This window comes from Sphingomonas vulcanisoli (assembly GCF_011761305.1).
Classification (GTDB): Bacteria; Pseudomonadota; Alphaproteobacteria; order Sphingomonadales; family Sphingomonadaceae; genus Sphingomonas_I; species Sphingomonas_I vulcanisoli.
This window is the reverse complement of record NZ_JAAOZC010000006.1, coordinates 51,077-63,716: the sequence shown is the minus strand read 5'-3', so window position 1 is coordinate 63,716 and position 12,640 is coordinate 51,077. Positions and strand designations below refer to the sequence as shown.

Annotated in this window: 14 protein-coding genes; 11 read left to right on the top strand and 3 right to left on the bottom strand. The window is 63.5% G+C overall.

Features of this window, described 5'->3' with window-relative positions:
* Positions 1-57 precede the first annotated feature (57 nt).
* Entirely contained in the window at positions 58-798 is a 741-nt protein-coding gene (locus tag FHS31_RS11945; RefSeq protein WP_167073810.1) for a dienelactone hydrolase family protein, read from the top strand.
* A gap of 137 nt (positions 799-935) precedes the next feature.
* On the opposite strand, the gene FHS31_RS11940 is transcribed toward FHS31_RS11945, so the two are convergent.
* Both FHS31_RS11940 and FHS31_RS11935 read right to left on the bottom strand, forming a co-directional pair.
* A complete protein-coding gene (locus FHS31_RS11940; protein WP_167073808.1) occupies positions 936-1,871 on the bottom strand; it encodes a helix-turn-helix domain-containing protein in 936 nt (311 codons plus the stop codon).
* A gap of 351 nt (positions 1,872-2,222) precedes the next feature.
* On the bottom strand, positions 2,223-2,408 hold the full coding sequence (locus FHS31_RS11935) for a DUF5808 domain-containing protein (protein ID WP_243843446.1): 186 nt from the start codon (positions 2,406-2,408) through the stop codon (positions 2,223-2,225).
* Between the two features lie 213 nt (positions 2,409-2,621).
* Here FHS31_RS11935 and FHS31_RS11930 point away from each other — a divergent pair, with 213 nt between their 5' ends.
* From FHS31_RS11930 to FHS31_RS11905, 6 genes are all read left to right on the top strand, one after another.
* Positions 2,622-3,728, top strand: coding sequence for a DNA cytosine methyltransferase (locus FHS31_RS11930; RefSeq protein ID WP_167073804.1), 1,107 nt, complete (start codon positions 2,622-2,624; stop codon positions 3,726-3,728).
* Complete coding sequence (locus FHS31_RS11925) at positions 3,725-4,528, top strand: hypothetical protein (RefSeq protein WP_167073802.1); 804 nt, start codon at positions 3,725-3,727, stop codon at positions 4,526-4,528. The genes FHS31_RS11930 and FHS31_RS11925 overlap by 4 nt, the downstream gene beginning before the upstream one ends.
* Positions 4,529-4,756: 228 nt before the next feature.
* Positions 4,757-5,317, top strand: a complete 561-nt coding sequence (gene hslV / locus FHS31_RS11920) for an ATP-dependent protease subunit HslV (protein WP_167073800.1) — start codon at positions 4,757-4,759, stop codon at positions 5,315-5,317.
* Positions 5,318-5,392: 75 nt separating this feature from the next.
* Positions 5,393-6,691: an ATP-dependent protease ATPase subunit HslU gene (gene hslU, locus FHS31_RS11915; RefSeq protein WP_167073798.1), complete on the top strand. Its 1,299-nt coding sequence runs from the start codon at positions 5,393-5,395 to the stop codon at positions 6,689-6,691.
* 20 nt (positions 6,692-6,711) lie between these two features.
* Positions 6,712-7,803 (top strand): alpha/beta fold hydrolase, encoded by a 1,092-nt coding sequence (locus FHS31_RS11910; RefSeq protein WP_167073795.1) that lies wholly within the window; start codon positions 6,712-6,714, stop codon positions 7,801-7,803.
* Positions 7,804-7,907: 104 nt separating this feature from the next.
* Positions 7,908-8,552, top strand: coding sequence for a DedA family protein (locus FHS31_RS11905; protein ID WP_167073792.1), 645 nt, complete (start codon positions 7,908-7,910; stop codon positions 8,550-8,552).
* Between the two features lie 165 nt (positions 8,553-8,717).
* Here the strand turns inward: FHS31_RS11905 and FHS31_RS11900 are convergent, their stop codons facing one another.
* Positions 8,718-10,034, bottom strand: coding sequence for a DEAD/DEAH box helicase (locus FHS31_RS11900; protein WP_167073790.1), 1,317 nt, complete (start codon positions 10,032-10,034; stop codon positions 8,718-8,720).
* Between the two features lie 264 nt (positions 10,035-10,298).
* Here FHS31_RS11900 and FHS31_RS11895 point away from each other — a divergent pair, with 264 nt between their 5' ends.
* The 4 genes from FHS31_RS11895 to FHS31_RS11880 are packed head-to-tail and all read left to right on the top strand — an operon-like array spanning position 10,299 to position 12,640.
* Entirely contained in the window at positions 10,299-10,868 is a 570-nt protein-coding gene (locus FHS31_RS11895; RefSeq protein WP_167074038.1) for a NifU family protein, read from the top strand.
* A gap of 39 nt (positions 10,869-10,907) precedes the next feature.
* A complete protein-coding gene (locus FHS31_RS11890) occupies positions 10,908-11,498 on the top strand; it encodes a malonic semialdehyde reductase (RefSeq protein ID WP_167073788.1) in 591 nt (196 codons plus the stop codon).
* Between the two features lie 3 nt (positions 11,499-11,501).
* Positions 11,502-12,107, top strand: a complete 606-nt coding sequence (tsaB, locus tag FHS31_RS11885; RefSeq protein WP_167073786.1) for a tRNA (adenosine(37)-N6)-threonylcarbamoyltransferase complex dimerization subunit type 1 TsaB — start codon at positions 11,502-11,504, stop codon at positions 12,105-12,107.
* A complete protein-coding gene (locus FHS31_RS11880; RefSeq protein WP_167073784.1) occupies positions 12,104-12,640 on the top strand; it encodes a GNAT family N-acetyltransferase in 537 nt (178 codons plus the stop codon). Before tsaB ends, FHS31_RS11880 begins: the two co-directional genes overlap by 4 nt.

Below are 12,640 nucleotides of genomic sequence, written 5' to 3'. Positions count from 1 at the left end.
GTTCCGCGCTGGACCTCGTTCCCGTACTGCCTAAATAGGCGCGGCGAGGAGACCCCCATGACTCACGAAACGCTCGATATCAAAACCAACGACGGCACCTGCCCGGCCCATGTCTTTGCGCCGGATGGCACCGGCCCCTGGCCCGGCGCGATCATCTATACCGACATTTTGGGCATGCGGCCCGCGACGATCGAATTTGCCGAGCGGCTCGCCTCTTATGGCTATGTCGTGCTGCTGCCCGATCTCTTCTATCGCCGCGGCCCCTACGCCCCGATCGATCCCAAGCCCGCCTTCGCCTCCGGCAATTTCGCCGAAGTGGCGGCGCCGATGCGCGCTGCGGTGAACAAGCAGCAGGCTGCCGACGATACGCTTTTCTACCTCGATGCGCTGACCGCGCGCGCCGACGTCAAGCCGGGCAAGATCGGCGTCACCGGCTATTGTTTCGGCGGCGGCGTCGCGATCGTCGCGGCGGGCACCTATCCCGATCGCATCGGCGCGGCCGGCGCGTTTCATGCAGGCAATCTCGCCACCGACGATGCCGATAGCCCCCACCTCCTTCTGCCCCGGATCGATGCCGAACTTTACGTCGGTGCCGCGGAGAAGGATCACAGCTATCCGTTCGAAATGCAGGAGCGCTTCAAGCAGGCCGCCGATGCGGCGGGCGTGACCTATACGCACGAGCTTTATGAAGGCGCGGGCCATGGCTGGACCCAGACCGATTTCCCGATCTACAACAAAGAAGCCGACGATCGCCACTGGCGCGAACTGATCGCGCTGTTCAAGCGCACGATCGGATAAAGCGGGCGCGGCGATGGCCCGCTCCTGCCGTTCTGTTCGGACCTGTTCAAGACGGCGGCAATGGCCATCGCCGCTTCCTGCCGCGCGGCAAGCGCGGGTGGCGATCCTGCTTTCCGAAGCCGAACGGCGGCTTTCGGTTAACGATTCCGCCGGGCATCCGCTGGATCAAGCAACGGTAATGGCGCGCCGATGACCATCGCTCTCGCGCGCAAAACCGATCGAAGATAGGGCATGGGCAGCGCGAGAAAGCGGCGGGGCGTCGTCCCAAGGAATTCGTTCGCATCGCGCAGGAAATGCGGAACATCGTGATAGCCTGACGGGATGCCCGCCTGGGCTGGGGGGCTCTCGGCCATCATCATCCCGGTGAGCGCGCGCAGGAAGCGCGTTCGGCGCATCAATAACTTCGGCGGATAGCCGAGATGACGGTTGGCAACACGCAGCAGCGCGCTCTGCGATATGCCGAGCTGTTTCACCATCGCGCTGACCGGCGGCGTATCGACCTCCCTCACCCACCGGCTGATATCCGCCAGCGCCGGCTCATCGCGATGCGGCTCGGGCAATTGCGATAGGAAGAAATCATCGAGGATCGCCTTGACGCCTTCGCCCCGATCGGAGGCATGCAGGCGGCTCAGCAGGTCCTGAACACGATCAGGGGGCCAAAACCGATCGAGCGGCACGATCTGATCGCGGAAGTCGTCCGCGGGCCGATCGATCAAACGCGCCCATCCCGCAGGGCTAAGATCGACGACCACCGTCACCCCGCCCTGAGACGTAACCGGCATCGCGCGGCTGCTGTTGCCGTACAGCACGACAGAGCCGAGCCGGGTGGGCTGGCGTTTGCGGGTCCGGACGGTCACGGTGCCGCTGGTCAGCACGATCCACAGCTGCCCCCAGCCCGGAAGCACCCAAGCGTCGGGCCCCTTCCAGACGGCGGGATCGGAATCGAGCACGGCATAGCTCGGCAACAACGGCTGCAGAACCGGGTCAGGGCGCTCGTACCGCAAAGCGGTGCCGGCGGGCAGACCAAAGGCGGCCGGATCGGTGCCGGGGACGAGGCTGCCGCTTCTGATCATCAGGCCGGATTAGCGAACGGATCGCCACATGGCGACCGCCACGAAAGGGCTGGGGCCGTCAGCGGGATCGTACGCGCTGGTTCCTATGCCGATATGGCGGAATCTCAGGCCTTTTGTACGGATTCGTCATCGACGGGGCCTTAATCGCGCGGTAAAGCACCGTCATAGCCGCCGGGGGCGCGCTATAAGGAATACCAACACAAAATAGAGTATGAGTTAGCGTAGCGATTACAGAGGGTTGGGGGGGGGGGAAGCCGCTGGTCGAATGGCCAGCGGCTTTTTTGTCGTTTTTCGAGAACAATCCTCCGTCACGGAAATCCGAACGGGTCGGCCGCCGCCACCTCGGACGCATCACCCGTAAAGCATTGTCATGCCGACGGCAGCGACGGCGCCAACGCCGGTCGCCAGCAGGACGAGGGGGCCAAACCGATGCCCGACGTTGATCGTCCAGCCCATCGCCGGAATGGGCTTGGGCACGATCAGGCGCGGATCGTCGGGGTCGCGGTAGAGACCCCACGCAGTATATTTCCCCTGCATCACCTACCTCGCCGATGACTGTGGTCGCTTATTAAGGGCCATCGACGGAAAACCGCAACGGACCGAAAGCGGCCGAGCCTAAGTATACACACGCAGGATGCGGAGGGCGACTTAGGGATTCACGGCTTAATGGGGTATGACTGCTTGGCCGCGCGGTTGCGGCGAGGTGGCCGTTGGGGCCATAGGTCTGGTGTCAAAGCAAAGGGATGGTGAATGCGGCCGAAATCTGGACTGCCGAAACGCAAGTCGCTTCGCAGGATGCCGGACTTCACATATGGGATGCGCAATAACCCGGCGCTATTCAATCAACTGAATCCGATGCTCACGCTGCAAGGCTTCCCTGCCGACACATATTCGGTTGTCAGCTTCTTCGCGGGATGCGGCGGTTTGGATCTTGGGGCATTGGGTGGCTTTACTTACCACAACCGATATTACGAGCCGCAACCGTTTAACATCTTGGCGGCATACGACAACGATCCGAAGGCCGTTGCAGCCTACAAGCTCAACATCTCAGATCACGCCCATGTCGCTGATCTAACAAAGGTCGACATGAGGAAAGTTCCGGCCGCAGACATTTTGTTCGGCGGTTTCCCGTGCCAGGATTTTTCCAGTTGCGGCCATAAGCAAGGCTTCGCCGGACCTCGCGGGATGCTGTATCAGAAGATGGTGGATTACATGAAAATCCATCAGCCGAAGATCGTTGTCGGCGAGAATGTGCCTCTTTTGAAGGGTATGAAGGAAGGCGCTCTGCTTGACCAGATCGTTCGTGATCTTACGAACGTTGGGTATCGGGTGAAGTATTGGTTTCTGAACTGTCCCGATTACGGCTTGCCAGCGTCACGCCGCCGCATCTTCATCATTTGTGTGCGGAACGATATCCCCGGGTTTCCTGCCGCACCGCAGGCATCGCATGTGATGCGGCATGTATCGATTGATGAAGCGATTGATGATCTGATTGACATCACCGATGAATCCGTTCCCAACCAATCGCAATATTTTGTCGCGACCAAGGCGACGGCTGGCGCAGGCCAAGGCGATCAGACTTCGGAACGCGGTAAGGTAGGCTATGCGGTTCGCGCAAATGCCAAAGCCCGCATCCATTTTCACTATGAGTTGGAACGGCGCTTGACGGTCCGCGAGCTGGCTCGTTTACAGTCATTTCCCGACGAGTTTGTTTTCCCGTTCGCAGCAGGACCGAACGTCATCCTTATTGGTAATGCGGTGCCCCCCATTGTGGGGCATGCTGTAACAAAGTCGATCGTCAATTTTCTCGAAAGTGTCAGAGAGCAAGCGTTGCCGAAGTTACGGTTTGCATCGTGAGCAGAGCGACGGAGGCGGATGCGCGATATCGCGAACTTTTGTTGGAGCCCGTCAGGGTCTGCGCGAATTATCGACCGGCCTTCGGCACCGCCAGAGGCGAAGAGGAAATCACGCTCGACGGATTCCGCCGTCTGTTTGACGCGGACCCGCTCTATAGCTGGTTGGGCCTCAATTCGCCGTTGATGTACGCTGCCCACAAAGCGGCCGGTGGCATGACTTCAATCTATCGGCAAATTGGCATCGGCTGCGAACGCCTGGTTCGGGGGGTCATTCAGGACTCGTTATCGCTGGATGATACGCAGGTGCGTTGGGGTTACGATTCCTTGCGATCGGATGGACGCCAACAACGGCTGACGTTGGATGCCCGCATCGACAGCGATCACTTGGGCGACCCCCAAGCCGTCGAACGGCTGAAGGCCTGGCTGAAACGATCCAGCGAGTACGTGAATCAGCACCGTGACACGAGGGGCGCCGTATTCGAAGTCAGGCAAGGGTATAAAAGTGCTGATTCCAAACGCCAAAATGCCGACCTTCGCTTTGGATTGGCCGCTTACGATGAAGCGTATTTGCCTGTCATCCTTGTGATTTCAACCCAAGTCAGCTCCGTCGTAATAGAACGTTATCGTCAAAATAAGCTACTTGTCCTAACAGGTAATTTAACCAAGGACGATACGCGAAGTACTTACGCATTCTTTGAAACCGTAATTGGCTATTCGCTGACCAAATTCTTTGAGCGCAATGCGCCGCTGATCCGCGAGCAAGTTACCTATATCTTAGAGCGGCTGCTATCGCCCGCTTAATCCTAATGCCGGTGATTTCCACCGTCTTCTTTTCTGGGCAACAGCTTCGTTGCGGCGACAGGTTCGGCTTCAGATGCCACTAGGTCTAGCGAAGCGCGAGAGCACCGTGGTCGCTTATTAAAGGCCATCGACGGAAAACCGCAACGGACCGAAAGCGGCGAACCCTATCAACAGATTGCACACCCCCCGCCCCCTCCCCATATCGCCGGCTCAACGAGCGGGATGCAGATGAGCGAAGACAAGATCGGCTGGCACGGGACGACGATCCTGTCCGTGCGCAAAGGCGGCAAGGTGGTGATCGCGGGCGATGGCCAGGTTTCGATGGGCAACACCGTTATGAAGCCCAACGCCCGCAAGGTGCGCCGCATCGGCGACGGATCGGTGATGGCGGGCTTCGCCGGCGCCACCGCCGACGCCTTCACCTTGTTCGAGCGGCTGGAGCGCAAGCTGGAGCAGCATCGCGGCCAATTACTGCGCGCCGCAGTCGAGCTCGCCAAGGATTGGCGGACGGACAAATATCTCCGCAATCTCGAAGCGCTGATGATCGTCGCCGATAAGGATATCACCCTGATCCTGACGGGCAACGGCGATGTGCTGGAGCCGGTGGCGGGCGTCGCCGCGATCGGATCGGGCGGCAATTACGCGCTCGCCGCCGCCCGCGCGTTGGTCGACTATGAAGATGATCCCGAGACGATCTGCCGCAAGGCGATGGCGATCGCCGCCGACGTCTGCGTCTTTACCAACGGCAACCTCACCCTCGAGACGATCGACGACGCGGCCGCCGCCTGATCGTTTCCGACCCGTTACGTTTCAACTTCACTGTCGCGATATGGGCGACCTTACTGAGTTTATGAACGGACATTAATGAACGACGCCCTCACTCCCAAAGCCATCGTTGCCGCCCTCGATGCCCACATCGTCGGCCAGGATGACGCCAAGCGCGCTGTCGCCGTCGCGCTGCGCAACCGCTGGCGCCGCCAGAAGCTCGCGCCCGACCTGCGCGATGAGGTCAGCCCCAAGAACATCCTGATGATCGGGCCAACCGGCTGCGGCAAAACCGAGATCAGCCGCCGCCTCGCCAAGCTCGCCGATGCGCCTTTCGTCAAGGTGGAGGCGACCAAGTTCACCGAGGTCGGCTATGTCGGCCGCGACGTCGAGCAGATCGCCCGCGATCTGGTCGAGGAGGCGATCCGGCTCGAGAAGGAGCGCCGCCGCGCCGCCGTGAAGGATAAGGCCGAGGAAGCGGCGATGGCGCGGCTGATCGATGCGCTCGTCGGCAAGGACGCCAGCGAAGCCACCCGCACCTCCTTCCGCCAGCGCTTCGAGGACGGCCATCTCGATGACAAGGAGATCGAGATCGAGGTCGAGGACACCGGCGGCATGCCGATGGAGATCCCGGGCATGCCCGGCGGCGTCGGCATGATCAACCTTACCGAGATCATGGGCAAGCTGGGCGGCGGGCGCACCAAGAAGCGCAAGCTGCCGGTACGTTCGGCCTGGACCAAATTGGTCGAGGAGGAGGCCGACAAGCGCCTCGATCAGGAGGATGTCGCGCGCGTCGCTTTGGCCGATGCCGAGAGCAACGGCATCGTCTTCCTCGATGAGATCGACAAGATCGCGGTCTCCGATGTGCGCGGCGGCTCCGTCTCGCGCGAAGGCGTCCAGCGCGATCTGTTGCCGCTGATCGAAGGCACCACCGTCGCCACCAAATATGGCCCGCTCAAGACCGACCATATCCTGTTCATCGCATCAGGCGCGTTCCACGTCGCCAAGCCGAGCGACCTGCTGCCCGAGTTGCAGGGCCGCCTGCCGATCCGCGTCGAGCTACAGGCGCTGACCGAGGCGGATTTCGTCCGCATCCTCTCGGACACGCGCGCCAGCCTCACCGAGCAATATCGCGCGCTGATCGCCACCGAGGGCGTCGAGATCGGCTTCACCGAAGACGGCATCGCCGCCATCGCGCGCATCGCCGCCGAAGTGAACGCCAGCATCGAGAATATCGGCGCTCGCCGGCTTTCGACGGTAATGGAAAAGCTGCTCGAAGAGGTCAGCTTCAACGCCGAGGATCGGATGGGCAGCACGGTGACGGTGGACGGCGCCTACGTCGATGCCCAGCTGGCCGAAGTGGCGCGCAACACCGATCTATCGAAATACGTCCTCTAGGCAGCGGTCAGGCTCTCCGCGTGATAGAGCGAAGCGACGCCATTTTCCGCTCCCCCGATCTACTCATCCGCGGCGTCGCGGGCGGGGGTGACGTGGCCTTCGTTTCGTTCGATTGCTACACCGAGCAAGACACGGTCGATCGCCCGGGTTTCGGAGAGGTCTTTTTCGAGGCGCTCGGCATCCCCGCCTTCCATATCCTCCACCGCCGCAACCACTGGTTCCAGCATCCCGAGCTGCCTGAAGCGCTCGCGGCGCTCCGCCCGCATCTGGCCGGCTACCGAAAGGTCGTCGTCTACGGATCGAGCATGGGCGGGTTCGCGGCGCTCGCTTATGGCAGCCTGCTCGGCGCGCACATCGGCCTTGCGCTCTCGCCGCAATATTCGGTCGACCCCAAAGTGGCGCCGTTCGAAAGCCGCTGGCGCGCCGACATCAGACGCATCCGCTTCCTCAAGCCCGATCGCGCCCCGCCCCTGCCCCGCCAGTTCATCGCCTTCGATCCCGCCGATGCCGCCGACGCACGCCATGCCGCGCTGTTCGCCGATCGCTCCCCGACCGTGCTGATCCCGGCGCGCCACGGCGGCCATCCCGTCGGCGCGTTCCTCAACGAGACGGGCGTGCTGCGGGCGCTTATCGACCGGCTGGTGACAGACGACGATGATTCCCATCTGGCCGCCGAGATGATCGCCCGGCTGCGCGCCGGACGGAGAAGCTCGGGCCAATATCTGTTCGGGCTGGCGCGGCGGATTCCGATGCGCAGGCTCCGCTCCAAACTCGCCGTGGCAAAGCTGGCAAGCGACACGGGCGTCCCCGTCTATCAGAGCCATTATGCTGCCTTGCTGGACCAGTGCGGCCGGCACAGCGAAGCCTTGGCGATTCACCGTCTTGCCTGCGCGCATCCCGATCCGAACCCTGCCGCCTTCTGGAACCTGATGGCGCACCATGTCGCGCTCGGCCAGGAAGGCGAAGCGGAGCGCATCGCTCGCGAAGGCCTGCGCCGCTACCCGCGCTCCCCGCAGCTGCGGCGCAAGCTCCGCATCCTGGCCCTGAGGCGACGCCTGCGGCTTGATCGCCTCGCACCCTCCATCGGTCGAAGGGTGCTGCTGGGTGCCTGAAAGCAACGGCTGGCGATCCGCGCGCCGCCGTGGCATCCGCTTTGCTTCATCGGAGAGACGCACGTGCAGGGATTGATCGGTTTGGTGCGGATGGCGATCGCCCAATGACGCCGCATGTCTCCTTCACTGAGCAGCTGCTCGCGCCCGTCGCCGCCTGGATCATCGCGGTCATTTCTGCCGTGGGCTATGGCGGTGTCGCCTTGCTGATGGCGATCGAAAGCGCGTGCATCCCGCTGCCGAGCGAGATCATCATGCCCTTCGCGGGCTATCTCGTTTCGATCGGGCGCTTCAATCTCTTTGCTGTGGCGACCGCGGGCGCGATCGGCTGCAACCTCGGATCGATCGTCGCTTATGAAGTGGGCAAGCGCGGCGGGCGGCCGTTCGTCGAGCGGTTCGGCAAATATGTGCTGCTCAACCTGCACGATCTTGATCGCGCCGAAGCGTTCTTCGCGCGGTTTGGCAGCATCACCGTGCTGGTCTGTCGGTTATTGCCGCTGGTGCGCAGCTTCATCGCCTTCCCGGCGGGCGTGGCGCGGATGAACCTTGTCCGCTTCCACCTCTACACCTTCATCGGCTCGTGGCCGTGGTGCTTTGCGCTGGCTTGGGTGGGGATGAAGCTGGGCGCGGCGTGGCGGACCGATCCGCGCCTCGGGCATATCCTCCACTATGGCGATGCGGTAGTTGTCTTGGCCCTGGCGGCGGCGTTCGTGTGGTTCGTGCTCCACCAGCGCAAGAAGCGGCGCGCTTGACCAATTCCCCTCCCTGCAAGGGAGGGGTTAGGGGTGGGTTGCGAAGCGAAGGGGCTCGATGCCCCTGAGCGTAGCTTCCGAGGTGCGGTCGGAGTCTTTTGGGCGCGCAGACGCGCGCACCCACCCCTTGATCCCCTCCCCGCACGCAGGGAGGCGAGGTGCTTTTTACCGCCCGCCGGTCCGGCGGACCGCGCTCTTGTGCGCGCCGACGCCGCCGGGCTTGCGCTGCGGGAAGCGGCGCTTGGGTGGGCTGCCAGCGGGACGCTCGCCATCATGGCGACGGCCATGCGAGGGACGCTCGCTGCGCGTTTCCGGTGCGGGCTTCGGCATCTTCGCCGCTTCGGCCAGGAAGTTCTCCGGCAGCGGATCGACACCGAGCTTCACGCGGGTCAGCTTCTCGATCTGGCGCAGGTAATTCTTCTCGTCACCATCGCTGACGAAGCTGATTGCGATGCCCGTCTTGCCGGCGCGCGCGGTGCGGCCGATGCGGTGGACATATTGCTCGGCGACGTTGGGCAGCTCGAAATTGAAGACGTGGCTGACACCGCCGACATCGATGCCGCGCGCGGCGATATCGGTGGCGACGAGGATCGGCGACTGGCCGGAGCGGAACTCAGCGAGCGCGCGCTCGCGCTGCGGCTGGCTCTTGTTGCCATGGATCGCGTTGGCACCGATGCCGGCGGCGATGAGGTTCTTAACGACGCGGTCAGCGCCATGCTTGGTGCGGCTGAACACCAAAGCACGATCAACGACCTCGGATTTCAGCTTCATCGTCAGCAGCGCCTGCTTCTCCGCCTGATTGACGAAGATGACGCGCTGATCGACGCGCTCTGCGGTGGTCGACGGCGGTGCCACCGAAACCTGGACAGCGTCGGTAAGGAAAGCGTTGCCCAGCTCCGCGATCGTCTTCGGCATCGTCGCCGAAAAGAACAAGGTCTGGCGCTTCTGCGGCACGAGGCGATGGATTCGCTTCAGCGCATGGATGAAGCCGAGATCGAGCATCTGATCGGCCTCATCGAGGACGAGGATCTCGATATCGCGCAGCGTCATGGCATGCTGATCGATCAGATCGAGCAGACGGCCCGGCGTGGCGACGACGATATCGACGCCCGCCTGCATCGCGCGGATCTGGCGCGGGATCGGCACGCCGCCGAAGATGGTCAGCACGGAGAGGCGCAGGCCCTTGCCATATTGGACGAAGCTCTCGGCGATCTGGCTGGCGAGCTCGCGCGTCGGCGCCAGAACCAGCATCCGGCAGCTCTTGGGCTTGCGGATCTTGGCATCGGCGGCGAGGCGGGTCAGCGAGGGCAGCGCGAAGGCGGCGGTCTTGCCAGTGCCCGTCTGCGCAATGCCGCACAGATCGCGGCCCTGGAGAACGGGCGGAATGGCCTGCGCCTGGATCGGCGTCGGCACGGTATATCCCTTGGCGGTCAACGCCTGCAGGATCGGCTCGGCCAGGCCGAGTTGATTGAATTGAGTCATGATATGCTTTCAGATGCTCGCACGGCAGCGCTTTGCGCATGCCGGGGCAAGCGGGTTCGTAAAGACGACCCGCGTGAAAAGGGAAGCCTGGGGCTAAAGCGCCTCTGCCGGACACGACCGCAGCCTACAAGCCGCGAGAGTTCACGCTGTCCGGCCCAATGCTCAAAGCATCGCGCCTGACGGCCATATCGTCGATCTCCGCGGAATAATCAAGGTGGGAGGCTAAGCCTTGATCCAAGGGTCTGTTCGGCCCACATGGCAACCATGCTAATCGAGACAGAATCCACCCCCAATCCCGCCACGCTCAAGTTCCTGCCGGGACAGGCGGTGATGGAGGCGGGTACGCGCGATTTCGCCAATCCGGAGGAGGCGGAGGCCTCGCCGCTGGCCTCGGCGCTGTTCTCGCTGGGCGATGTCGAAGGCGTTTTCTACGGTCGCGATTTCATCTCGGTGACGATCGGCGAGGGCGCGGACTGGCGGCAGGCCAAGCCCAATGTGCTCGGCATCCTCCACGATCATTTCGCCGCGCATGCGCCGCTGTTCAACCCGGGCAGCGCGGACGGCATCCACGTCGATGAGGAGGATTTCGGCGACGATCCCGCCGATGCCGAGATCGTCGACCAGATCAAGGATCTCATCGAGACGCGCATCCGCCCGGCGGTGGCGAACGATGGCGGCGATATCGTCTATCGCGGCTTTCGTGCGGGTACGGTCTATCTGGCAATGCACGGCGCCTGCGCGGGCTGCCCCTCCTCCACCGCGACGCTGAAGCAAGGCATCGAGCAATTGCTCAAGCATTACGTGCCCGAAGTCACCGAAGTCCGCGCCGCCTGACGGCGCCCTTCCTGCTCCACGACCGACGAAAGACCCGCCATGGCCGCCCCGCTCGACGATGCCGCGCTCGATCAGCTTTTCCGCACCGCGCGCTCTTATAATGGTTTCCTCGACAAACCTGTTGGCGAGGATCAGCTTCATGCCATCTATGATCTGATGAAGTGGGGGCCGACGTCGGCCAACATGTCGCCCGCGCGCATCGTTTGGTGCGTCAGCGACGAAGCCAAGGCGCGTATCGCGGGCCACGCCAGCAGCACCAACGCGGCCAAGATCGTGAAGGCGCCCGTTACCGCCATCCTAGGCATGGACGTGGACTTTCATGAGAAGTTCGATTTCCTCTTCCCGCACAACCCCGGCGTGAAGGCCTGGTATCCCGATCAGGCGGGGCGCGAGCCGGCGGCGCTGCGTAACAGCAGCCTGCAGGGCGCCTATTTCATCCTCGCGGCGCGCGCGCTGGGCCTCGATACCGGGCCGATGTCGGGCTTCGATAACGCCAAGGTGGATGCGGATTTCTTCGCGGGCACCACGATCCGCTCCAATTTCATCTCCACTTTGGGCTATGGCGATCCGGCGACGATCTTCGATCGCCTGCCGCGCTTCGCCTTCGAAGAGGCCAACCAGATCCTATAGCGGATGGCGACACTGGTCATCGATACGGCGACGGCCGCCTGCTCGGTCGCGCTGATCGAGAGCGATCGGCTGCTCGCCAATATCCACGAGATCGTCGGGCGCGGACATGCCGAGCGGCTGGTGCCGATGATCGGCGAACTGATCGAGCGGCGCGAGCGGCCGGATGCGGTGCTCGTCGATGTCGGGCCAGGCAGCTTTACCGGCGTCCGCGTCGGGCTGGCAGCGGCACGGGCGTTTGGGCTGGCGTGGAGCGTGCCGGTCAAGGGCTATAGCTCGCTGGTGCTGCTCGCCCGCATGGCGGCTGGCCAAGGGCCGCGTGCCGTGGCAATCCCGGGCGGTCATGGCGAACTTTTCGTGCAGCGCTTCATGGATCCGGTGACGCCGTTGGGGCCGCTGGTCTCTCTCGCCCCGGCCGAAGCGGCGCGTTTCGTTCACGAAGACCCGGTATTCGGGGAGGGCGCCGCGGCTCTCACCACGGCGCGCGGCGGCGGTACCGCCGTCCCTTTGCTGCCCGATGCCGCCGCGGCGCGCTGGTTGCCGGCCGATGCGGCAAACCTCCCGCCCCGCCCAATCTACGGCCGCGCGCCGGATGCGCGGCTGCCGGGATGACCGAGGGCCTCGTCCTTGCACCCGGCGCGGCCGCGGACGTCGAAAGCCTGATGCCCGTAATGGACAGCGCCTTCGATCCGGCGTTCGGCGAGGCTTGGACGCGCGGCCAGTGTCTAGGCATCCTGTCGCTTCCCGACGTCTGGCTCACGCTCGCCAGGCTAGCTGACGGCCATGTTTGCGGCTTCACGCTGGCGCGCCGCGCGGAAGACGAGGCCGAGCTTCTGCTGCTGGCGGTCGAGCCCGTCTCGCGTGGCCAGGGGATCGGCCGCGAGCTTGTCGAGCGCTGCGCCGCCGATGCCCGATCGCGGCGCGCGACCAAACTGATCCTGGAAATGCGCGAGGGTAATTCGGCGGGCCGCCTCTACGAGCATAGCGGCTTCACCGTGGTGGGCCGCCGCAAGGCCTATTATCGCGGACGCGATGGGCGATTGCACGACGCGCTGACGATGCGCCGCTCATTGCGCTCCGTCGCCGAGGATGCTTCCTTCGCGGCGAGCGAGCTCCTACAACAGCCGAAATCACAGGCGAGCTGA